The organism is Nocardioides sp., assembly GCF_036374615.1.
GTDB lineage: Bacteria > Actinomycetota > Actinomycetes > Propionibacteriales > Nocardioidaceae > Nocardioides.
In genome coordinates, this window is sequence record NZ_DASUTK010000069.1 from 1 (window position 1) to 21,830 (window position 21,830).

Sequence of the window (21,830 nt, forward strand, 5' to 3'; positions counted from 1 at the left end):
TGTCGTAGATGTCGAAGAACCCCCCGTTGACGCCGGCCACGGCGCGGTCCTGCTTCAGCAGCCGGGTGAGCGGCGCACGCGCGGGCACCGTCGCCCCCGACGCATAGTCGATGCGCACGCCCTTGACGCTCGGGTCGACCCTGAGCAGGTACGCGCGGATCTGGCCGCGGGCGTCGATCCGGTCCCACCGCTGGAAACGGACGCCCGGGGCGATCCGCCATTGGCGGACGTTGCGGACCCTCGGCTTGCCACGCAGGTACGTCGGGACGACGGCCGCGACCTCCCCGGGGAGGCCGTCGGAGGTCTGGCGGGGCTGCTTCTCGGTGTCCGGCGGCTCGCCGCGACCGGCCAGCCGCCCGCGGTCGTCGGAGCGGTCCGGCGTTCCATCTGGCAGGACGGTGAGCACCAGTGCCGCCGCGAGCAGCACGACGAGCAGCAGTCCGACCCGGAGACGCATGGGTTCCACCGTAGGTCGGAGGTACCCGCTATCGGCGGAGGCGCGCATTAGTCTTCCGACCGTGGCAGCGGCGTGGAACGTCTTCATCGAAGGCGACAACCTGGCGGTGCTGCCCGGGCTCGACCCGGTCGACCTGATCTACATCGACCCGCCGTACAACACCGGGAACGAGTTCGCCTACCGCGACCGGTACGGCGAGCACGAGGCGTGGTTGGCGATGATGCGGCCTCGGATGGTGGCGGCGCGCGAGGTGCTGCGCGCGACCGGCGCGATCTTCGTCAGCATCGACGACAACGAGGTGGCGCACCTGCGGCTGCTGCTCGACGAGGTGTTCGGCGAGCAGAACTTCCTCGCCCAGGTGGTCGTCAACCTCAACCCCAAGGGACGCCAGCTCGGCGCGGGCTTCGCGACCAGCCACGAGTACCTGCTCGTCTACGCCCGCGACGCCGGCCGGTGTGTCCTGGACGCCTCCACCTCGGAGTCGGTCGACCCGCGCGACTTCCCACTCTCCGACGGCGACGGCCGCCGGTACCGGCACCTGCCGCTGCGCAACACGAACAAGAAGTTCAACCCGGTGACCGCACCCACGTTGCACTTCCCGATCCACGGCGACCCGGGGAGCGGCCGGGTCGCGACCACTCCGTTCGCGGGGTCCGTCGAGGTGGTGCCGGTGTTCGGCGACGGCGCCCCGGCCGTCTGGCGCTGGTCGCGGCCGCGGATCGACGAACGACCTGACGACCTCGTGTGCAGGACCGTGTCCGGCAAGCTCGGTGAGCGGGTCGACGTGTTCCAGAAGGACTGGCTCCACCGAGACGCCTCCGGCGCGCGACGCAAGAAGCTGCGCACGGTCTGGTTGGCGTCGGAGGTCGGCTCGACCGACACCGCGGTCGCGGAGCTCAAGGAGATCGTCGGCCACGTCTTCGAGTCCCCGAAGCCCACCGGACTGGTCCGGCGGATCCTGCAGACGATGCCCGCCGACATCACGGTGCTGGACTTCTTCGCCGGCAGCGGCACCACCGGGCACGCGGTGGCGCTGGCCAACGCGGCCGACGGGGGCCGGCGTACCTGCGTCTCCGTGAACTCAGCGGAACCGACCCGCCCCGGGTCCAACGCCCGCAACGCGGGGCTGCGCACCGTCGCCGACATCACGCGGGCCAGGCTGCGCGCCGTCGCCGAGAAGATCGGCGGCGGGTTCGAGGACCGGCCAGCACCGCGGCTGTAAGGATGGTGGCATGAGCACCCGGGTGGCCCTGGTGACCGGCGCGTCCAGCGGCATCGGCGAGCAGACGGCGCTGCGGCTCCAGGAGGCAGGGTTCGTCGTCTACGCCGTGGCCCGCCGGGTGGAGCGGATGCAGACGCTGGCGGACGCCGGGATCCACGTCTTCGCGATGGACGTCACCGTCGACGCGTCGATGACCGGGGGCGTGGCGCGGATCATCCACGAGCAGGGCCGGATCGACGTCCTGGTCAACAACGCCGGCTACGGCTCCTACGGTGCGGTCGAGGAGGTGCCGATCGAGGAGGCGCGGCAGCAGTTCGAGGTGAACGTCTTCGGACTCGCCCGGCTCACCCAGCTGGTCCTGCCGCACATGCGGGAGATCGCCCGCGAGCCACTGGCCCAGCGGCCGCGGATCGTGAACATCTCCAGCGTGGGCGGGAAGTTCTACGAGCCGCTGGGTGCGTGGTACCACGCCACGAAGTTCGCTGTGGAGGGCTTCAGCGACAGCCTGCGGATCGAGCTCGAGCCGCACGGGATCGACGTGGTCATCATCGAGCCCGGCCTGATCCGAACCGAGTGGAACGAGATCGCTCGTGCGGGCCTGCTCGACGTCAGCCGCGACGGCCCGTACGACGAGCAGGCGCACCGCGTCCACCACGTCATGGCGCGGGCCGACCGGCGCTTCGTGGGGAGCGGTCCCGACGTCGTCGCCAAGCGGATCGTGGCGGCGATCCAGGCGAACACTCCCCGCGCGCGCTACCCCGTCGGCCGAGGCGCCCGGACGCTCGTGCTGGCCCGCCGGCTGCTGCCCGACGCGGTGTTCGACTACGTGGTCAAGGGGGCGTACGGCGTGCGCGGTCGGTCCGGTCGGCGGCGTCCTGGTCGCACGCCCTAGACACCGGCGACCTTCTCGAGAGCCTTGAGCTCGTCGTCGAGGTAGGTCAGCAGCACCTGCAGGTGGGGGACGGTGCGCCGACAGCCGGTGAGACCGAAGCACATGAGCCCGTCGTACGACGTGCAGGTGATGTTGAGCGCCATGCCGTTGATCGGGATCGACAGCGGGTAGGTGCCGAGCAGCTGGGCGCCGTTCCAGTAGTGGGTGGTGCGCGGGCCGGGGACATTGCTGATGATCACGTTGTACGGCGGCCGCACGAGGCCCTGCATCCGCAGGACCGGCGTCAGGATCGCCGGCGCCTGGCCGACCGCGCTCATCGCGAGGATCTGCACCGGCGTCATCGACGCCAGAGCCTCCTTGCCGTCGCGCATCGAACGGTGCACCGCCTGCAGCCGGTCACCCGGGTCCGCCAGCTGGGTGCCCATCTGCACCATGATCGAACCGACCGCGTTGCCGCCCTCCGCCGACGGCAGGTGCGACTGCTGGGCCTTGAGGCCGACCGGCACCATCGCGACCATGCTCTGCTCAGGGAGCGCCTTCAGGTCGAGCAGGTAGGTGCGCAGGGCGCCGGAGCACATCGTGATCACGACGTCGTTGATGGTGGTGCCGGTGGCCTTGCCGACCGCGCGCAGCCGCTCGATCGGCCAGTCCTGCGCTGCGAACCGGCGCGACCCGGTGATCGTCTGGTTCAGGATCGTGCGCGGTGCGTACAGCGACAGCGGGGAGGTCTCGTTGCGCAGGCTCTTGCGGAGTGTCTTGACCAGTGCGCCGGGAAGTCCGGCCGCCTCGGCGCTGACGCCGAGCGCCGTACGCAGCGCCTGCACCGGGACGTCGCCCGCGGCGTGCTCGGCCTTGTCCCGCTCCTGACTGGTCTTCGGTCGCTCGGGCGTCCTCGCCCACGGTGCGGGCATCTCGCGCTTGTCGGGGTCGGTGCTCAGGACGCTCGCGAGCAGCCGCATGGCGCTCACGCCGTCGACCAGGGCGTGGTGGGTCTTGATGTACATCGCCACCCGGCCGTCGCGCAGGCCCTCGATCACGTGCGCCTCCCACAGCGGACGCTCCCACGCGAGCCGGGTGCTGTGGAGGCGCGAGCACAGCTCGAGCAGCTCGCGGACCCGGCCCGGTTTGGGCAGGGCGCTGTGCCGCACGTGGTGCTCGATGTCGAACTGCTCGTCGGGCCGCCACACCAGCTGACCGGCGGTGCGGGCCGAGCGGTAGGGGCGCTTGAGGAACAGCGGCGCGACCTCGTCGACGTCGCGCATCGACTCGAACATCTCCCGGACGTAGTGGCGACCCGCCCCCTCGGGCTTCTTGAACAGCTCGAGCGCGCCGACATGCATCGGCATGTTGCGGTTCTCGGCCAGCAGGAACGCGGTCGACGTCGGATCGATCGGTGAGACCACGGTGCCTCCTCGGGGCCTGTCAGCATCGATCCTAGTGTCGTGGCCGCGCGACGAGCTCACCCACCGCACGTCGGTAGTCCGCCGCCCAAATCATCGTTCTCAGCCCCAACCGATGCTTTTGGCGGCGGACTTTCTGGCGCGGTGACCCGTGGCACGCTGACGGACCGCCTCCCGTCCACAGTCGCACGGCGTGACGCGCTCTCCACCGGTGGTGCCGCGTGGCCCGGCGACTGTCCGGACGGCTCCCTAGCGTCGCTGGCGCGTCGGAGCTCCCGGCGCGCCGACGAAGGGAGACATGTGATGGCACGAGCGAGGCGGGTGTGGGTGGCAGTGATTGTCGCGGTGATCGTGGCCCTGACGGGAGCGGTGGCCGCCGCGGACGCCGCGTCGGACACCGAGCCGGACACGATCGTCCGGGTTGAGGGCGACGCGGCGAACGGGTTCGGGATCTACTACTACGACGGGTCGTCGATATTTCCACCGACCGACTCCGAGGCGCAGGCCGAGTGCGGCGAGTACGACACGATGCGGGCTCGGGTCCGGTGCCGGACGTCGGTGCGGGTCTGGTATCGCGACCTCGCGGCCCTGCAGCGGTCGCTCGCGTGGGCCGAGCAGCAGTGACCGGTCAGTGTCCCGTGGCACGATCTCGGGGTGACCCCGGGTGACCCGCGGTGGGTGCTTCACGTCGACCTGGACATGTTCCTGGCGGCGGTCGAGGTGCTGCGTCGGCCCGAGCTCGCCGGCCGGCCGGTGGTGGTCGGCGGTCGGGGGATCGTCACCGAGCGGGCGGTGGTGTCCACCGCGTCGTACGAGGCGCGGGAGTTCGGGATCCGGTCCGGCATGCCGCTGCGGACGGCGTACAAGAAGTGTCCTGACGCGGTCTTCCTGCCGGTCGACTTCCCGGTCTACGAAGCCGCCTCTGCCGAGGTGATGACCGCACTGCGGGGCCTGGAGTGGGGCGGCGTGCCGGTGGTCGTGGAGGTGCTCGGTTGGGACGAGGCGTTCGTCGGGGCCGGCCCGGGCCACGGCGAGCTCGGTGATCCGGTGGCGTTCGCGGGACGGGTGCGTGCGGCAGTGCTGGCCGCAACCCGGCTGCACTGCTCGGTTGGAGTGGGCAACAACAAGCTGCAGGCCAAGATCGCGACCGACTTCGGCAAGCCTCGCGGGGTCTACACGATCACCGACCAGACCTGGTTCGACGAGATGGGCGACCGGCCGGTCCGGGCGCTGTGGGGCGTCGGCGCCAAGATCGCCGGCCGGCTCAACGCCCACGGCATCAAGACCGTGCGCGATCTGGCGGCGTCCGACACCGCGGTGCTGGCGGGGGAGTTCGGTCCGACGATGGGGCCGTGGTTCCACCGGCTCGGGCGTGGCGTCGACACCAGCGCGGTCGACGCGACCCCGTGGGTGGCGCGAGCGCACGGACACGAGGAGACCTACCAGCGCGACTTGGAGTGGGAGGAGGTTCCCGACGCGGTGCGGGTGCTGACCGCTCGTGCGCTCGAGAGCATTGACGCGGAGGGTCGGCCCGCGATGCGGGTCCACCTCAAGGTGCGCTACCGGAACTTCTTCACCCTCACGCGGTCCCGCAAGCTGCAGGAGCCGAGCCGCGACCTCGCCGTCCTCGGTGACACCGCGGTGGCGCTACTGGAGAAGGTCGAGCAGGACAAGCCGGTGCGGCTGCTCGGTGTCCGGCTGGAGATGGTGCCGCCCGAGGGCGGCTACTGACCGGAATCGGGTTGCCGGCCGCCGAGCGGCGTCCGAGACTCCTGAGATGTCCACGCCGCCGTTCCCGCCCGACCCACCGTGGTTCGACGGCCTCCGGCGCGAGGCGTCCGGCGGTGGATCGGTGAGCCCTGGCTGTGAGGTGTTTTCACACACGTCAGGTCAGCGACGCGTACAGCTCCTCCACGACGGACGCGACCACCGCCGTCAGGTCGCCGTCGGCGGCGCGGGCGACCGCGCGCTGTCGCTGGTAGGACGCGCCGCGTCGGGGGATGTCGGCGACGGACCGCAGCTCGTCCGGGCACCCCAGCCGGTCGGCGATCGGCTCGAGCCTGAGGAGCAGGTCGGCCAGATCGTCGGTCACGAGCCGTTCGCGGCAGGCGGCGTCGGTGATGATCTCGGCGTCGAGCCCGTAGCGGGCGGCGCGCCACTTGTTCTCCTGCACGTGCCACGGCGGCAGGCTCGGGAGGGACTCGCCGCCGGCGAGCCTGCCGTCGAGGTCGACGCACAGGCAGTGCATCAGGGCGACCAGGGCTGCGAGCTCCTCGACGGTGGAGACGCCGTCGCACACGCGGTTCTCGATGGTTCCGTTGCGCGCCGACGGGCGGATGTCCCAGCGGACGTCGGCGAGGTCCTCGATCACGCCCGTGACCACGGAGTCCTCGCAGAAGCCCTCGAACTCCTTCCAGGTGTCGAACTGGAAGGGGAGGCCGGCGGTCGGGAGCTGCTGGAACATCAGGGCGCGGTTCGACGCGTAGCCGGTGTCGGTCCCGGCCCACATCGGTGACGACGCGGACAGCGCCTGCAGGTGCGGGAACGTGTTGAGCAGCGAGGACAGCACCGGCATCACCCGCTCGACGACCGGCATCCCGACGTGCACGTGCACGCCCCAGATCAGCATCTGCCGGCCCCACCACTGGGTGCGGTTGATGAGCTCCTCGTAGCGGTGCCCGGGAGTGAGGTGCTGCGCCGTCCACTCCGCGAAGGGATGGGCGCCGGCTCCGAAGAGATCGACGCCGACCTCCTCCGCTGCCGGCACGACCACCGCCAGGGTGGACTGCAGGTCGGCCATCGCCTCGCCCACGGTGTCGCACACCCCGGTGACGATCTCGACGGTGTTGCGCAGCAGCTCCTGGTGCAGCCGTCCCGGGTCCTCGAGCCGCGGCTTGGCGGTGTCGAAGAGCGCGGCGGCGCAGTTGGAGAGATCTCGCGACTCCCGGTCCACGAGCGCGAACTCCCACTCGACGCCGAGCGTCGGACGGGGCGAGGCGCGGAAGTCGATGCGCACAAGGTCAGTCTGTGCCGAGCCGGGCCAACCAGGGAAGGTGAGTCTCACCATCGAAGGGCGGCTCGCTCCGCTGTACGGCGCCCTCGACCGCCCGACAGGACCGCAGCGCGCCCTCGACCACCTCGTCGGGGTAGGCCCAGCGCACCCGGTGGTCGGCGAACTCGTCCTCGTCGTCGATCCACACCCGGCCGGAGACGCCCTGGACGACGTCGAGGTCGAGGTCGACGGAGCGCACGACGACGCCGTCCCAGACCGGCGGGGTCGCCATGTCGACGTAGAGCCGGAAGTCGCTGCCCGGCCCGTGGAAGGCCGCCAGCCAGCCGCGCTCGTCCAGCGAATCGGACGGCACCAGCCCGACCTGGTCGTTCGGCATGGTCACGTCCGCGCCAGGGCGGGTGAACCGCGATCCCCTCGGGAAGCCGATCCAGTCGCCGTGCTCGTCGGAACCGAGGTAGCTCCCACCGAAGACCCAGTGCGGCCGATCCGGCCACTTCGTCATCTCACAGCGCACCGGCGTGCCGGGTGGGAACCTCACGGCGCCCACTCTGACAGGATCGCGGACATGGAGGTGGCCCAGCCCCTGGACCGCGCGTGGTCACGCGGGCGCACCTCGCTCGCCGCCCGAGTGCGAAGGCTGCGGTCGAAGTCCTGGCAGATCGGCCAGTGCGCGCTCGCCGCGGGGGCGGCGTGGTTCATCGCGGCCGAGGTGCTGGGTCACGAGTCACCCTTCTTCGCGCCGATCGCGGCGGTGATCAGCCTCGGGACGTCGTACGGCCAGCGGCTGCGGCGGGTCGCCGAGGTGACGCTCGGGGTCGCGATCGGAGTGCTCGTGGCCGACCTGCTGGTCTCCGCCATCGGCACCGGTTGGTGGCAGCTCACCTTGATCGTCGCGCTCGCGATGACCGCGGCATTCCTGCTCGACGGCGGCCAGCTGTTCGTGACCCAGGCGGCCGTCCAGTCGATCGTGGTCGCCACTCTGCTGCCGGACCCCGACCAGGGGCTGGTCCGCTGGACGGACGCCCTGGTCGGTGGCGGTGTGGCGCTGATCGCAGCGACCCTCGTGCCGGCCGCCCCCTTGCGACGCCCGCGCGAGAACGCGGCGACCGTGCTCCGGAAGGTCGCCGACCTGCTGCGCGCGGCCGCCGACGTGATGGTGGACGGCGAGGTGGACCCGGCGCTCGACCTGCTGGCCGACGCGCGCGACACCGACTACCTGATCCGCGAGCTGCAGCTCGCTGCCGACGAAGGGCTGGCCGTGGTGGCATCGTCACCGTTCCGGGTCCGGCACCGGCCTGGAGTGCGGCAGATGGCGGAGCTGGTCGACCCGCTGGACCGGGCACTGCGCTCGACGCGGGTCCTCGTGCGGCACACCGCGGTGGCGGCGTACCACCGCCGCCCGGTCCCTCATGCGTACGCCGTGCTGGCGCGCGAGCTGGCCGACGCCACCGACGTCGCGGCCGACGAGCTCGCCGCGAACCGGATGGCCGAGGCGGCGCGTGACCCGCTGCTCGCGGTAGGCGCGGCGACCGGGCGCGTGGAGCGGTCACCGGTGCTCTCGGCCGAGGTCGTGCTGGCCCAGCTGCGGGGCGTCGTGGCGGACCTGCTGCTGCTCACGGGCCTGGACCCGCTGGAGGCGACGGACGCGTTGCCGCCGCCGGCGGCGCCCGAGGACTAGCGCGGCCGGGCGGGGAGCACGCGACCGGCGGCAGCGCGCGCGACGAGGTCCTGGTAGCGGGACCCGGTGAGCTTCGCGAGGTGGTGGAGCGCGTGAGCGTCGAGCCCGACCAGGCAGCGGGCCTGGTTCCTGAGCACAGCCCGGACGATGATCTCGGCGGCGCGGTCCGGCGTCATCTTGGCCAGCTTCTGGTCGAAGAGCTCGGCGGTCGCCTCCTGGTCGACGCGGCCCACGACCCGCCCGTTGCGGGCGATGCCGGTCTTGATCCCGCCGGGGTGCACCACCGTGACCCCGACCGGGTGGCCGGCGATCAACAGCTCCTCGCGCAGCGCCTCGGACATGCCGCGCACGGCGTACTTCGTGGCGTTGTAGAAGCTCTGACCCGGCATCGAGATCAGGCCGAAGAGCGAGCTGATGTTGACCAGGTGGCCGTCGCCGGAGGCGATCAGGTGCGGCAGGAACTCCTTGGTGCCGTGGACGACGCCCCAGAAGTTGATGCCGACGATCCACTCCATGTCGTCGTAGGACAGGTCCGCGAGATCGCCGGTCAGCGACACCCCGGCGTTGTTGACGACCACGTTGACCCGCCCGAAGTGCTCGGCGACCGCACCGGCGTACGCCGTGAAGGCCGAGCGGTCGGCCACGTCGAGTGGCGCGGTGTGGATCTCGGTGGCACCGGTGTTCTTCACCTGGTCGACCGTCACGGCCAGCGCTGCCTCGTCGACGTCGGAGAGCGCGAGGCGTGACCCGCGCGCGGCCGCGTTGAGGGCGAGCGAGCGGCCGATGCCCGAGCCTGCCCCGGTGATGACGACCACCTGGTCGTGGAGGGTCCTCATGTGCTCGACCGTACTGGGCGGTGATCCGGTTGCGCCGTACGGGAGAATCGCGGGCGTTGTGGACATCACCTACCCGCCCGAGCTGCCGGTCAGCCAGCGCAAGGACGACCTCGCGGCCGCGATCCGGGACCACCAGGTCGTGATCGTCGCCGGCGAGACCGGGTCGGGGAAGACGACGCAGCTGCCGAAGATCTGTCTCGAGCTGGGCCGGGGCGCGCAGGGCCGACTGATCGGCCACACGCAGCCGCGCCGGATCGCCGCCCGGTCGGTTGCCGAACGGATCGCCTCCGAGCTCGGCACCGAGCTCGGCGACCTCGTGGGCTACCAGGTGCGGTTCACCCAGCAGACCTCGAAGGCGGGCCGGGTCAAGCTGATGACCGACGGCATCCTGCTCGCCGAGCTGCAACGCGACCGACAGCTGCGCCGGTACGACACGATCATCATCGACGAGGCACACGAGCGGAGCCTCAACATCGACTTCCTGCTCGGGTACCTCAAGCGACTGCTCCCGAGGCGACCGGACCTCAAGCTGATCATCACGTCGGCGACGATCGACGTCGACCGGTTCGCCGAGCACTTCGACGCACCGGTCGTCGAGGTGTCCGGCCGCACCTATCCCGTCGAGATCCGGTACCGCCCGCTGCTGGAGCTCCCGGAGGACGACGACGAGGGTGAGCCGATCCAGCGGGACCAGACCGAGGCGATCCGTGACGCCGTCAAGGAGCTCGCGGGCGAGGGCCCGGGGGACGTGCTCGTGTTCCTGCCGGGCGAGCGCGAGATCCGCGACACCGCGGACGCCCTCTCCGACCTGTCCCGCACCGAGATCGTCCCGCTCTACTCGCGGCTGTCGGCCGCCGAGCAGCACCGGGTGTTCAGCAGCCACCCGATGTCGGTACGGCGGGTGGTGCTCGCCACCAACGTCGCCGAGACCTCGCTGACCGTGCCGGGCATCCGCTACGTCGTGGACACCGGACTCGCCCGGATCTCGCGCTACTCCAGCCGCACCAAGGTGCAGCGGCTCCCCATCGAGGCGATCAGCCAGGCGTCGGCCAACCAGCGGTCCGGTCGGTGCGGGCGGGTCGAGGCCGGCATCGCGATCCGGCTGTACTCGGAAGAGGACTTCGAGCGCCGCCCGGAGTTCACCGACCCCGAGATCCTGCGCACCAACCTCGCCAGCGTCATCCTCCAGATGACCGCGCTCGGACTCGGCGACATCGCGCGGTTCCCGTTCGTCGAGCCCCCCGACCGTCGCAACGTCACCGCAGGCGTGCAGCTGCTCGAGGAGCTCGGCGCGCTGACCGCCGGTGCGGGGCAGGACCGACGGCTGACGCGGATCGGGAAGCGGCTGGCCCGGCTTCCGATCGACCCGCGTCTGGGGCGGATGATCCTCGAGGCCGAGCGGCTCGGCTGCGTCCGCGACGTGCTCGTCATCGCTGCGGCGCTCTCCCTGCAGGATCCCCGGGAACGACCGGTCGAGCAGCGGGCCCAGGCCGACCGGGCGCACGCCCGCTTCAAGCACGACAGCAGCGACTTCCTCACCTGGCTCAACCTGTGGCGGTACGTCCGCGCGCAGCAACGCGAGATGTCCTCCAGCGCGTTTCGCCGGATGTGCAAGCGCGAGTTCCTCAACTATCTCCGGATCCGGGAGTGGCAGGACTTCGAGTCCCAGCTGCGCACCGTGTGCCGGGAGATGAAGGTCGACCTGGGCCGGTCGGTGGACACCGGAGGCGGGGCGGCGTACGACGAGGACGGCATCCACCAGGCGCTGCTCTCGGGGCTGCTGTCGCACATCGGTCTCCTCGAGGAGCGAGACCGCGGCGAGGGGCGGGGGCCGCGTGAGTACCTCGGCGCGCGGGGCGCGCGGTTCGCGATCTTCCCCGGCAGCGTCCTCAAGGGTCGCAACCCGCCGTTCCTCATGGCCGGTGAGCTGGTGGAGACCGGGCGGCTGTGGGCCCGCCAGAACGCCGCCATCAAGCCCGAGTGGGCAGAACGGCTCGGTGGCGAGCTGGTCAAGCGCTCGTACTCCGAGCCCCACTGGTCCAAGCGCCGGGCCGCGGTGATGGCGCGCGAGAAGGTGACGCTGTACGGCGTCCCGCTGGTCGCCGACCGGCTGGTCAACTACGGCCGGATCGACCCTGCCGTCGCCCGGGAGCTGTTCATCCGCCACGCGCTGGTCTACGGCGAGTGGCACACTCGAGCCCGGTTCTTCGCCGAGAACCGCCGGCTGCTGGAGGAGGCCGAGGAGCTCGAGCACCGCGCCCGGCGCCGCGACCTCGTGGTCGACGAGCACACGCTGTTCGAGTTCTACGACGAGCGGGTCGGGCCCGAGGTCGTGAGCGGCGCCCACTTCGACCGCTGGTGGAAGGACGAGCGGCGCCGACGTCCGGACCTCCTCACGTTCGACCCGGCCATGCTCACGCACGACACCGCCGAGCAGGTCGTGGAGAGCGACTACCCGCAGCAGTGGGAGGCCGAGGGGTTGACGTTCCCGATCAGCTACCACTTCGAGCCCGGCGCAGCAGACGACGGGCTGACGATCGACGTGCCGGTCGCCACGCTCAACCGGGTCGCCGACGACGACTTCTCGTGGAACGTGCCGGGTCTCCGCGTGGAGCTGGTGTCCAGCCTGATCCGCAGCCTGCCCAAGCAGCTGCGCGTCCACTTCGTCCCCGCGCCCAACACCGCGCGGGAGTTCCTGGCGGCCGTGCCGGCGGGGGAGGAGCCGCTGCTCGACGCGCTGGAGCGGTACCTGCGCGGCACCCGCGGTGTCGCCGTGCCGCGGGAGGCCTGGGACTGGTCGAAGGTCGCCGAGCACCTGCGTCCGACGTACCGCGTGGTCGACGACGAGGGGCACGAGCAGGCCCGCGGCAAGGACCTGGAGGCGTTGAAGGCGCCGCTGCGCCCTCAGTTCGCCGCGGCGGTCGCGGAGGTCGCCGCCGAGACCACCACGACCGGCCAGACCCGCTGGACGTTCGGGACGATCCCCGCCGAGCAGACCTGGCGGCGAGCCGGTCACGAGGTGCTCGGCTACCCGGCGCTGGACGACGAGAGCACCAGTGTCGGGCTGGTGGTCTGCGGCTCCGAGGCGGAGGCGGAAGCCCGGCACCGGCTGGCCGTCGCTCGACTGCTGCTGCTCGCGCTGCCGCGGCCCGACCTGCTCACCGGGCTCGACAACGCGACCAAGCTCGGTCTGGCCGGCTCGCCGTATCCGTCGGTGTCCGACCTGGTCGAGGACTGCCGCCGGGCGGTCGTGCTCGACGAGGTCGACCGGCGGACGCCGGTGCGGGACCGGGCGTCGTACGACGCGCTCGAGGCCGACCTGCGCGGCGATCTCGAGCCGCGCATGCGCGCGGTGCTCGCCGACGTGACGAAGCTGCTGGACCGGTGGCGCCGGGTCGACCGGACCCTGTCGGGGCGCGCCGACCTCGCGACCCTGCCGTCGCTGACCGACATGCGCGACCAGCTGGCCCGTCTGGTGCACCCGGGCTTCGTGGCCGAGGCCGGGCTCGACCGGCTGCGCCGCTACCCGACGTACCTCGAAGCGCTGGAGCAGCGGCGCCGTCGGCTCGACGAGCAACCGGCGCGCGACCGCGAGCCGCTGGCCCGGATCGTGGACCTCCAGCAGGCCTACCTCCACCAGGTCGACGCGCTGCCGGCCGGCCGGCCGCCGTCAGCGGGGCTGCGGCGGGCGCGCTGGCTGCTGGAGGAGTACCGGGTGTCGTTGTGGGCGCAGCAGCTCGGAACGGAAAAGGTGAGTGATCAGCGTGTTCGTGCCGCTCTTGCTGCCGCGGCGTCGACGGCGACGTAGCCTGACCGGGTGACCCAGCGACCCCACCATCGGCCGATGCTTCCGGGTGACCGCGCCATCGAGGCGGGCTCTGCCTCCGTCGACCCCGCCGAGCTCGTCGAGGCAGCCGACCGGGCCGCGACGTTGCTGGTCCGCGGCGCGCACGACAGCGACGACGACGGGGTGGCCGAGCGGCTGCTCCACCTCGCCGACACCGAGGGCATCGAGACCATCGCGGAGGTGTGGTCCAGCTCGCCCGGCGACACGCTCGCCGGCTGCCTGTGGCGGCTCTACCTGCTGCGGTCGTGGGTGTACGCCGACCCGGTGGGTGTCGCGCGCGAGTTCGAGGCCGGCCGCACCAGGGCGCCCGTCGCCCTCGTGGTCGCGGGAGTCGCCGACCCGCCGGGGCCCGAGGAGCTCAAGGCGATGATCGACCAGGTGCTGCGCGGGATCGCGGAGGGCGAGTTCGCCGACGTGCTCTTCCGAGCCGCGGCGTTCGCGCGGGTCGTCGCGACCGGCCGGGCCGGAATCGCGTCGGTCGACCATCACGACGTCACCCGGATGCTCGGGCTCGCCGAGCAGCTCGAGGCGGCAGGTCACCAAGAGCTCCACCACGGACTTGCCTGAGCTGTAGAATCGCCCAGGTGTGCCGGGCCGCGGCAGCCCCGGGTCCCAACATAAGCCGCTACGAGCGGCCACGCGCCGTGAGGCGCTCCCGGTCCGGCACACCCAAGACGGCACCTCCGCCTCGTTCAACGTCCGCGCCGTGTCAGTGCGTCTGTCTCTCAGAGGCCCAAGAATGGGAGCAGGCGAAGGAGGAGCGCGATGGTGGTGCTGCGCCAGCCGGACCACGAGGCTTTCTCGGAGTTCGCCTCCGCGCGCTCGGCGAGCTTGTTCCGGACCGCCTACCTGGTCATCGGTGACTATCAGCTGGCGCAGGACCTGGTGCAGGAGTCGTTGGTCAAGGCCTATGTGGCGTGGCCACGGATTCGGGACGTGACGAAGGCGGAGGCCTACACGCGAAGGATCATCGTCACCACGTGCATCTCCTGGCGGCGCAGACGGTCGTTCAGTGAGCGGCCGGCGAACGATCTACCCGACGTCGGGGTCGTCGATCCGACCACCCTGTTGCCCGAGCAGGGCGAGCTGTGGGCGGCGGTGCGACACCTCCCACCCAAGCAGCGAGCGGCGGTGGTGCTGCGCTTCTGCGAGGACCTCTCGCAGGCCCAGGTCGCGGAGCTGATGGGGTGCTCGGTGGGCAGTGTCAAACGCCACACGTCGCTCGCCCTCGGCAAGCTTCGCGCGGAGATGGGTGTCCGGTTCTCCCCTCCCTTTGTCGACGAGCAGGCGGTGACCCCATGAACGCGTCCCTTCGGGACCTCAGACAGCACGTCGACCAGACGCCTCCTCCGCCGTTGGACGTCGAGGGCATCATCGCGCGTGGTGACGCGCGGCTGCGTCGGCGCCGAGCCGCGCTTGCCGCTGGGTCGGCCAGCCTCGCCGTCGCCGCCATCGTCGCGGTCGCGGCCCTCCCGAGCTCGGACCCGACGTCCGGCCCGCCCGCGGAGACCCCGAGCCCGTCGATCACCGAAACGCCAGCACCCACCGGCGTGCGGCCGCTGACCTACACGGACGACTACACCGTCGGCCCCGACCTCGACATCCACTGGTACATGAAGAGCATCCAGTACGGCGACCGCACCATTCGCCCCGGCATCGACGCCACGGCCCTCGACCTCACCGACGACGGGGTGGTGATGGTGGCCCCGGACGGCGGCATCCACTTCTCCGACGGGCGGACGACGGAGAAGATCGGCGAAACGACGATCCTGGAAGGCCAGAGCTGGGCGGAGTGGGGCGTCAAGACTTCCCCCGCGGGCTCGCTTGCTACGTGGTTCACGCCCGAAGGGCCGGAGCGCTCGCTCGTCGTCTACGACACCCACCAGCGAAAGGTGCTCGCGGAGGTCCCGAGACCCGACTGCGTCCCGGACCACTGCTCCCTGAGTGCCGTCGTGGGCGATCGGGTGTACTACGAGTGGCTGCACGTCGCGGGGCCTCGGGCCACGACTCGGCTCAAGGTGCTCGACGTGCCCACGGAGACGGTTTCCGAGACAGATGCAGGAACCCTCTCAGCTGACCTACGGTTCCACCCGCGCGGGTTCGTGAAGGGCGACAACTACTCGACCGGCGAGGTCGTCAACCAGGACGTCAACGACGAGGCCGTCTACTTCGTCCCTCGGGGCTCGACGCTGGAGCTCCAGCGCGTCGTCCGCACCACCGGCGCCGACATCGACGGCGACGGCGAGGGCGACGGCCCTGTCGTCTACGGCTACGGCGGGTTCGACGCCACCGGCCGGCGGCTCAACCTCCAGCTGCCAGCCGGCTACACGCCCGCCGAGAACGCGTACGTCCTTTTCCAGTGGCTCGATGACGACCGGTTCGCCGTCATGGCAGGCGCAACGCACGGCTCGGGCAACTTCGGCATCGACGGATGGCCTGGATACGGAGACATCCTGGTCTGTGACATCGTTCGTGAGCGCTGCACCCTCGCCGCCCCTGGCCCCGATCCCGGGGTGACCGGCTCCGACGACGACGCCCAGTTCCGGCTCGTGCCGCACCTCACCCTCCCGAACTGAGAACGAGCGTGAAACCGCGTTGTCTCTCATGGCTCCCCGTCGCTGCCAGCGTCGACAGAGGCGGCGTCAGTAGGGACGCACCCAGTTAGGCTCCGCGGCATGAGCGGTGACCCGACGCCAGACGCGGAGTACGCCCCCGAGTACGCGCCCGAGGCCGACGGCCAGCCCGATCCCGGCGAGATCGTGTGGGCCTGGGTCGTCTACGAGGACGACACGAGTCAGGGCAAGGACCGGCCGGTGCTGCTGCTCGCCCAGCTCGAAGGTGAGCGCGACGGTCAGTGGCTGGGCCTGATGCTCAGCAGCCAGGACCACGACCTCGACGCCGAGGACGAGGCACGGTACGGCCGCTACTGGATGGACGTCGGCAGCGGCGAGTGGGACTCGTCCGGCCGACCGAGCGAGGTCCGACTCGACCGCTTGCTGGTGCTTCCGCCGGACGGGATCCGCCGCGAAGGTGCCGCGCTGCCCCGCGACGTGTTCGACCGGGTCGTCGCCGCCGCCCGCGAGTATCACCCGCTCGACTGACGCGTCGGGCACTGTCGTGACCCGTCGGTAGGCTGGCCCGGCGAACGGGCAGAGTCGGGGACCGACGGGCGGAAGGATCAGGCGTGCGGACGAGGTGGCGGGCTGGACGCGGGGTCCGGCTCGTGGGAGCCGTCACCGCGTTGCTGGTGACAGCCGCCGCGCTGGCCGGCTGCGAGGCCGACTCCGGCGCGATCCCGACCCCGGACGAGTCGGACGGTGTCCCCGTCAACCGCACGCTCACGTTCGCGGTGTTCGGCCACGAGGAGGAGCGGGCCGCCTACCAGTCGCTGGTGGCCGTCTTCAACTCGCTGTACGACGGTGCGGAGTTCGAGCTGGAGAGCTACGGCTCCCGCGAGGCACTGATGGGCACGATCCGTGAGTCCGGCGAGGTGCCGGACGTCTTCTTGACCTCGGGCCAGGACCTCGCCTGGCTGTCGCAGGAGCAGCTCCTCGAGCCGGTCGACAGCCTGCTGCTCGAGCGGGGCATCGACTTCGGCGACGTCTACTCGCGTGACTCCGTTCTCGCGTTCAGCTCCGAGGACCGACTGCTGTGCATGCCGGTCGGCATCTCGCCGATGGTGCTCTTCTACAACACCGAGCTGGTCGACTTCGAGAAGATGGCGCTGCGTGAGCTCCCCGTGCCCACCGGCGAGCTGAACGCATGGGACTTCGAGGAGTTCGTCGTCGCCGCCGAGTTCGCGAGCCGGCCGCGTCGCGGCACCCGGGCCATCCACGTGCAGCCGAGCATCGAGGGACTCGCCCCCTTCATCTACGGCGGGGGCGGTGACGTCTACAACGACCCGGTGACGCCGACCTCCCTCGCGTTCTCGTCCGACGGCAGCCGCTCGGCGCTCGAGCAGGTGCTGACCGTGCTGCGCGACCCCCGTCTCACGCTGAGCGACGTCGAGCTGCAGCGGCGTTCCGCACTGGAGTGGTTCAAGCGCGGCAAGCTCGCCATGATCCCGGGCTATCGCGACCTGGTCCCGCAGCTGCGCGAGGTGGCGGGCCTGCAGTTCGACGTGATCGGGATGCCGGCGATCGAGCGGAACGCGACGGTCGGCAACATCACCGGGATGTGCGTGTCCGCCGCCAGCGGCAACGCCACGGCCGCGGCCGACTTCCTCGTCCACATGGCCTCGTCGGTCTCCGTCCGTCGGGTGGCCTCGGAGGGCTACCTCGTCCCGGCCAACCTCGAGGTCGCGCTGTCCCCGGACTTCCTCCAACCGGGTCGGGCACCCGATCACGCGCTGGCGTTCGTGAACGCCATTCGCACTATCGTGCTTCCGCCGCTGATCGACGACGAGGCCCAGCTCGAGCTGGTCGTCGCCGACAGTCTCGAGGAGATGCTGACCGCACCGATCCTCACCGATTTGGAGGAGCTGACGAGCCGGATCGACCAGGAGTCGCGAACCGTGCTCGACCCGGAGGGTCTGGCCGAGGAAGAGGCCGAGCGCGAGGCCGAGGAGGAGTCCGAGAGCCCCTGACGGCGCAGCTCGGCGCTCAGTCGGGAGCGGGCGGGGCGGCCACCTCGGTGCTGTCCGCAGCCAGGATCGCCTCGGTCAGCAGCGGCACGGTGAGCGTTCGCTGCCAGCTGCGGGCGCCGTACTCGGACAGGCGCTGGTCGACGGCCTCCGCGAGCTGCGTGGGCTCGCGCGTCGCAGGCGGAGTCCAGAGCAGTCGACGGACGTGGTCGGGTGTGAGCACGTTCTCCACCGGGAGCCCGTGCTCGTCGGCGAGCTCGCCGAGGGCTGCGCGTGCGGCTGACAGCCGCTGGGCAGCGACCGGATCCTTCTCCGCCCAGGCGCGGGGGACCGGGGGGCCGTCGCCGCGCGGCGCGCGCGACGGCAGGTCGTCCTCGGCCAGCTCGGCCACCTGGCGCAGCGCACCCATCCAGCGCGAGGCGTACCGCTCAGCGCCGCGACCGTGGAAGCCGGGCGTCTGGAGGAGCGCCCGGCGGTGGGTCGGCAGCGCGGTCGCCGCCGCCACGATGGCCGAGTCGGGCAGGATCCGGCCGGGGGTCACGTCCCGTTCCCGCGCGATCTCGTCCCGCACCTCCCAGAGCGCCCGAACCGCGCCGAGGGACCGGCGGCCGCGGACCTTGTGCAGGCCCGACGTACGCCGCCACGCCTCCGCGCGGGGCGTGGGGCTGAAGTCGCGCAGCGCCTCGAACTCCTCCTCGGCCCAGGCGGTCTTGCCCTGCTCCTCGAGCTCCACGACGAGGACCTCGCGCAGCTCGAGCAACACCTCGACGTCGAGTGCGGCATACTCCAGCCACGGTGTCGGGAGCGGGCGGGTCGACCAGTCGACCGCGGAGTGCTCCTTGGCCAACCGTGACCCGAGCCGGAGCTCCACCAGGGCCGCGAGCCCGACCCTCGGGTAGCCGAGCAGCCGGCCGGCGAGCTCGGTGTCGAACAGCCGGTCGGGGCGCAGCCCCAGCTCGGCGAGGCACGGCAGGTCCTGCGTGGCCGCGTGCAGGATCCACTCCGTGCCGCGCAGCGCGTCGGCGAGCGGCGCCAGCGACTCGAACGCGATCGGGTCGATCAGGTGGGTGTGCGACCCAGCGCGCCGCAGCTGCACGAGGTACGCGCGCGAGGAGTAGCGGTAGCCCGAGGCTCGCTCCGCGTCGATGGCGATCGGACCGGAACCGGCGCTCACCGCCTCACAGACCTCCGCCAGCCCCTCGGCGGTGTCGATCACGGGCGGCAGCGGCTCGCGCAGCACCAGGAGCGGCGCCTCCGGTGGTGCGGTGTCCTCTACCGGGGTGTCGTCGCGGTCGGTCTCGTCGACCACGGGTCAGGCGCCTCCGCCGGGGCCGCGCTGCCCGCGGCGGCTCGGCATCGCGGTCACGCCCTCCGGTACCGGAGGCAGGCCCGCGGCCGTGCACAACAGCTCACCCCAGGCCTCGACGTGGGCGGCGAGGTCGTCCGGCGAGTCGGTGGGCGTCCAGGACGCACGGATCTCGATCTGGGCCGTGCCGCCGTCCTCGGCCATGGTGCCGAAGCTCTCCGTGGCGACCCGCGTGACGGTGCCGGATGCGGCGGTGTACGACGCCCGGTGCGCGTCCAGCGCCTCGGTCAGCCACGACCAGCCGACCTCGGCGAGCATCGGGTCGGTGATCATGTCGACCTCGATCTCGGCGCGGGCGTAGCCGACGCACCGGAACGTGCCCGCCCAGGCCTCGTTCCCGTCAGGATCGTGCAGCAGGATGATCCGACCGGTCCCGATGTCGATGTCGTCGACAGTGACGTCCGCGCTCAGCGCGAACGCGTGCGGGGCGATCCGCTGCGGTGCCGGCATCTCCTCGCAGAAGACCTCCGGCCTCAGCCGCGCCGCCCGCATGCTCTCGACGCCAGCACGGAACTCGGGCGGGGTACCGCCCGCGCCCGTACCCGGGTGCGTCTCGTGCCGGACGACCATGTGCTCACACTAGGTCCGGGGCGGTTGCCCCGATGCGGGAACACGCCGTTGGACCTGCGAGGCTTCGCCTCATGGACCCGGTTCCTGCAGCTCTCTCCGAGAGTGTCTTCATGCGCGCGACGCGCGGCGAGGAGGTCTCGCACACGCCCGTGTGGTTCATGCGTCAGGCCGGTCGGTCGCTACCGGAGTACCGCGCGATCCGAGAGGGCACGGCGATGCTCGAGTCCTGCATGGACCCTGCACTCGTCACCGAGATCACGCTGCAACCGGTGCGCCGCTACGGCGTCGACGCTGCGATCTTCTTCTCCGACATCGTGCTGCCGCTGAAGGCGGTCGGCGTCGACCTCGACATCAAGCCCGGTGTGGGCCCGGTGGTGGCGACCCCCGTGGAGACCCTCACCGACGTGGAGCTGATCCCCGACCTCGAGCCCGGCCACGTGCCCTACATCACCGAGGCCGTGCGTTCACTCGTCGGTGAGCTCGGCGGTACGCCGCTGATCGGGTTCGCGGGCGCTCCGTTCACCGTCGCGTCGTACCTCGTCGAGGGCGGGCCGTCGAAGGACCACGCCCGGACCAAGGCCATGATGTTCGGCGCCCCTGACGTGTGGGACGCGCTGATGCGCAAGATCGCCGACATCTCCGCCGCCTACCTCGAGGTCCAGGTGGCCGCAGGCGCTTCGGCCGTGCAGCTCTTCGACTCGTGGGCGGGCGCACTCACGCCGGACGACTACCGCGAGCACGTGATGCCGCACTCGGCCGCCGTGCTCGAGCGTGCCGGGCGACTCGGGGTGCCCCGGATCCACTTCGGCGTCGGTACGGGCAACCTGCTGTCGCTGATGGCCGAGGCTGGCGCGGATGTGGTCGGCATCGACTGGCGCACGCCGTTGGCCTCCGGGATCGGTCAGGTCGGCGACCGGGCGGTGCAGGGCAATCTCGACCCGACGCTGGTGTTCGCGCCGACCGAGGTGATGCTGCAGCGAGCGGCGCAGATCCTCGACGCGGGCCGCGCCGCGCGCGGCCACGTGTTCAACCTGGGCCACGGCGTGATCCCCAGCACCGATCCCGACCAGCTGGCCCGGCTCACGGACTTCGTCCACGAGTACCGACCGGCCGGCTGACTCAGTCCTTCTTCGCGACCTTCTTGGCGGGCCGCTTCGTGGCCCGCTTGGTGGTGGTCACGGTCGCCTTCTTCGTGGCCTTGCGGGTCTGCTTGAGTGCAACCTCCAGGTGGGTGCCCGCCGGGCGGGTCTCGAGGTAGGGCTGGTCGCTCACCAACGAGCCCAGCTTGGTGTGCCCGAACGTGCGCGGGTCGAACGACGGGTGGCTGCGTGCGAGGTGGTTGCCGATGGCGCCCAGCGTGGTCCAGCCGTCGTCACCTGCGGTGGCGTTCACCGCCTTGGTCAGCGCACTCTGCAGGTTGAGGACGGGCGGGTCGTCCTCGGACTCGGCGGGCGCACGATCGCCGCCCTCGGCCGGCTCAGGCTCGCTCCCGAGCACCTCCAGGGCGATGAACTTGTCGCACGCGTTCTGCAGCGACACCGGAGTTCCACGGCGGCCGAGTCCGTAGACCGTCTTGCCCGACTCACGCAGCCGGACGGCCAGGCTGGTGAAGTCGCTGTCACTGCTGACGATGGCGAACGCCTCGACGTTCCCGGCGTACAACAGGTCCATCGCGTCGATGATCAGCGCGCTGTCGGTCGAGTTCTTGCCGGTGGTGAAGGCGTTCTGGTGCATGGCCCGGATCGCGCGCATGTTGAGCTCCCGGCTCCAACCCGCGAGGCGCTGGTTGCTGAAGTCGCCGTAGGCACGCTTGATCGTGGGCGTGCCGTAGCTCGCCAGCTCCTCGAGCACTGCCTCGGCGTACTTGGGCGAGGTGTTGTCGGCGTCGAAAAGGACGGCGATCCGGACGGCACTGGAGTCGGTGTCCACGCCCCCACCCTAGGTGGGCCTTCGTCCGCGGTTCCCTA

Annotated in this window: 20 protein-coding genes; 12 read left to right on the top strand and 8 right to left on the bottom strand. The window is 71.3% G+C overall.

Translation table 11 applies throughout. The annotated features are described in order from the left end of the window. Positions 1-457, bottom strand: a 457-nt coding sequence (locus tag VFZ39_RS05855; RefSeq protein ID WP_330864795.1) for a hypothetical protein, incomplete at its 3' end; no start/stop codon positions are given. A 61-nt stretch (positions 458-518) separates the two neighbouring features. On the opposite strand from VFZ39_RS05855, the gene VFZ39_RS05860 reads away from it, so the two are divergent. Both VFZ39_RS05860 and VFZ39_RS05865 read left to right on the top strand, forming a co-directional pair. Then, positions 519-1,679 (top strand): site-specific DNA-methyltransferase, encoded by a 1,161-nt coding sequence (locus tag VFZ39_RS05860; protein WP_330864796.1) that lies wholly within the window; start codon positions 519-521, stop codon positions 1,677-1,679. A 10-nt stretch (positions 1,680-1,689) separates the two neighbouring features. Next, complete coding sequence (locus VFZ39_RS05865) at positions 1,690-2,571, top strand: oxidoreductase (protein ID WP_330864797.1); 882 nt, start codon at positions 1,690-1,692, stop codon at positions 2,569-2,571. Here VFZ39_RS05865 and VFZ39_RS05870 read toward each other — a convergent pair. Next, a complete protein-coding gene (locus VFZ39_RS05870) occupies positions 2,568-3,974 on the bottom strand; it encodes a WS/DGAT/MGAT family O-acyltransferase (protein WP_330864798.1) in 1,407 nt (468 codons plus the stop codon). The genes VFZ39_RS05865 and VFZ39_RS05870 overlap by 4 nt on opposite strands. A gap of 324 nt (positions 3,975-4,298) precedes the next feature. On the opposite strand from VFZ39_RS05870, the gene VFZ39_RS05875 reads away from it, so the two are divergent. Next, the gene (locus VFZ39_RS05875; protein WP_330864799.1) at positions 4,299-4,595 is read left to right on the top strand and encodes a hypothetical protein; all 297 of its coding nucleotides are present in this window, start codon (positions 4,299-4,301) and stop codon (positions 4,593-4,595) included. Between the two features lie 30 nt (positions 4,596-4,625). Further along, positions 4,626-5,702 carry a DNA polymerase IV gene (locus VFZ39_RS05880; protein WP_330864800.1) on the top strand — a complete coding sequence of 359 codons (1,077 nt, stop codon included), beginning with the start codon at positions 4,626-4,628 and terminating at the stop codon, positions 5,700-5,702. A 154-nt stretch (positions 5,703-5,856) separates the two neighbouring features. Here VFZ39_RS05880 and VFZ39_RS05885 read toward each other — a convergent pair whose 3' ends face one another. Together VFZ39_RS05885 and VFZ39_RS05890 are read right to left on the bottom strand one after the other, a co-directional pair. Then, positions 5,857-6,987, bottom strand: a complete 1,131-nt coding sequence (locus VFZ39_RS05885; protein ID WP_330864801.1) for a glutamate--cysteine ligase — start codon at positions 6,985-6,987, stop codon at positions 5,857-5,859. Between the two features lie 4 nt (positions 6,988-6,991). Further along, the gene (locus VFZ39_RS05890) at positions 6,992-7,522 is read right to left on the bottom strand and encodes a DUF402 domain-containing protein (protein WP_330864802.1); all 531 of its coding nucleotides are present in this window, start codon (positions 7,520-7,522) and stop codon (positions 6,992-6,994) included. Positions 7,523-7,549: 27 nt separating this feature from the next. Here VFZ39_RS05890 and VFZ39_RS05895 point away from each other — a divergent pair, with 27 nt between their 5' ends. Next, a complete protein-coding gene (locus VFZ39_RS05895; protein ID WP_330864803.1) occupies positions 7,550-8,662 on the top strand; it encodes an FUSC family protein in 1,113 nt (370 codons plus the stop codon). Here VFZ39_RS05895 and VFZ39_RS05900 read toward each other — a convergent pair. Continuing rightward, positions 8,659-9,498, bottom strand: coding sequence for an SDR family NAD(P)-dependent oxidoreductase (locus VFZ39_RS05900; RefSeq protein WP_330864804.1), 840 nt, complete (start codon positions 9,496-9,498; stop codon positions 8,659-8,661). The genes VFZ39_RS05895 and VFZ39_RS05900 overlap by 4 nt on opposite strands. On the opposite strand from VFZ39_RS05900, the gene hrpA reads away from it, so the two are divergent. The 6 genes from hrpA to VFZ39_RS05930 all read left to right on the top strand — a co-directional run bounded on the left by hrpA (position 9,497) and on the right by VFZ39_RS05930 (position 17,930). Then, positions 9,497-13,306 (top strand): ATP-dependent RNA helicase HrpA, encoded by a 3,810-nt coding sequence (gene hrpA, locus VFZ39_RS05905; RefSeq protein WP_330864805.1) that lies wholly within the window; start codon positions 9,497-9,499, stop codon positions 13,304-13,306. The genes VFZ39_RS05900 and hrpA overlap by 2 nt on opposite strands. Positions 13,307-13,315: 9 nt before the next feature. Continuing rightward, positions 13,316-13,912, top strand: a complete 597-nt coding sequence (locus VFZ39_RS05910; RefSeq protein ID WP_330864806.1) for a hypothetical protein — start codon at positions 13,316-13,318, stop codon at positions 13,910-13,912. A gap of 198 nt (positions 13,913-14,110) precedes the next feature. Next, complete coding sequence (locus VFZ39_RS05915) at positions 14,111-14,647, top strand: SigE family RNA polymerase sigma factor (protein ID WP_330864807.1); 537 nt, start codon at positions 14,111-14,113, stop codon at positions 14,645-14,647. Continuing rightward, the gene (locus tag VFZ39_RS05920) at positions 14,644-15,921 is read left to right on the top strand and encodes a hypothetical protein (protein WP_330864808.1); all 1,278 of its coding nucleotides are present in this window, start codon (positions 14,644-14,646) and stop codon (positions 15,919-15,921) included. The genes VFZ39_RS05915 and VFZ39_RS05920 overlap by 4 nt, the downstream gene beginning before the upstream one ends. Before the next feature lie 99 nt (positions 15,922-16,020). Beyond that, positions 16,021-16,446 (top strand): type II toxin-antitoxin system PemK/MazF family toxin, encoded by a 426-nt coding sequence (locus tag VFZ39_RS05925; protein ID WP_330864809.1) that lies wholly within the window; start codon positions 16,021-16,023, stop codon positions 16,444-16,446. An 83-nt stretch (positions 16,447-16,529) separates the two neighbouring features. Further along, positions 16,530-17,930: an extracellular solute-binding protein gene (locus tag VFZ39_RS05930; RefSeq protein ID WP_330864810.1), complete on the top strand. Its 1,401-nt coding sequence runs from the start codon at positions 16,530-16,532 to the stop codon at positions 17,928-17,930. Between the two features lie 16 nt (positions 17,931-17,946). Here the strand turns inward: VFZ39_RS05930 and VFZ39_RS05935 are convergent, their stop codons facing one another. Together VFZ39_RS05935 and VFZ39_RS05940 are read right to left on the bottom strand one after the other, a co-directional pair. Next, positions 17,947-19,236, bottom strand: coding sequence for a ribonuclease D (locus tag VFZ39_RS05935; protein ID WP_330864811.1), 1,290 nt, complete (start codon positions 19,234-19,236; stop codon positions 17,947-17,949). Positions 19,237-19,239: 3 nt separating this feature from the next. After that, a complete protein-coding gene (locus VFZ39_RS05940) occupies positions 19,240-19,863 on the bottom strand; it encodes a DUF3000 domain-containing protein (RefSeq protein WP_330864812.1) in 624 nt (207 codons plus the stop codon). A 110-nt stretch (positions 19,864-19,973) separates the two neighbouring features. Between VFZ39_RS05940 and hemE the strand changes: the two genes are divergently transcribed. Beyond that, positions 19,974-20,981, top strand: a complete 1,008-nt coding sequence (gene hemE, locus VFZ39_RS05945) for a uroporphyrinogen decarboxylase (RefSeq protein ID WP_330864813.1) — start codon at positions 19,974-19,976, stop codon at positions 20,979-20,981. A gap of 1 nt (position 20,982) precedes the next feature. Here hemE and VFZ39_RS05950 read toward each other — a convergent pair whose 3' ends face one another. Continuing rightward, complete coding sequence (locus VFZ39_RS05950) at positions 20,983-21,792, bottom strand: NYN domain-containing protein (RefSeq protein WP_330864814.1); 810 nt, start codon at positions 21,790-21,792, stop codon at positions 20,983-20,985. Positions 21,793-21,830: the final 38 nt, after the last annotated feature.

Excerpts from the sequence above, each read along its gene's own strand:
- VFZ39_RS05920 (WP_330864808.1), top strand. The coding sequence starts at position 14,644 with ATGAACGCGTCCCTTCGGGACCTCAGACAGCACGTCGACCAGACGCCT.
- hrpA (WP_330864805.1), top strand. The coding sequence starts at position 9,497 with ATGTGCTCGACCGTACTGGGCGGTGATCCGGTTGCGCCGTACGGGAGA.
- VFZ39_RS05865 (WP_330864797.1), top strand. The coding sequence starts at position 1,690 with ATGAGCACCCGGGTGGCCCTGGTGACCGGCGCGTCCAGCGGCATCGGC.
- VFZ39_RS05925 (WP_330864809.1), top strand. The coding sequence starts at position 16,021 with ATGAGCGGTGACCCGACGCCAGACGCGGAGTACGCCCCCGAGTACGCG.
- VFZ39_RS05900 (WP_330864804.1), bottom strand. The coding sequence starts at position 9,498 with ATGAGGACCCTCCACGACCAGGTGGTCGTCATCACCGGGGCAGGCTCG.
- hemE (WP_330864813.1), top strand. The coding sequence starts at position 19,974 with ATGCGCGCGACGCGCGGCGAGGAGGTCTCGCACACGCCCGTGTGGTTC.
- VFZ39_RS05895 (WP_330864803.1), top strand. The coding sequence starts at position 7,550 with ATGGAGGTGGCCCAGCCCCTGGACCGCGCGTGGTCACGCGGGCGCACC.
- VFZ39_RS05940 (WP_330864812.1), bottom strand. The coding sequence starts at position 19,863 with ATGGTCGTCCGGCACGAGACGCACCCGGGTACGGGCGCGGGCGGTACC.
- VFZ39_RS05915 (WP_330864807.1), top strand. The coding sequence starts at position 14,111 with ATGGTGGTGCTGCGCCAGCCGGACCACGAGGCTTTCTCGGAGTTCGCC.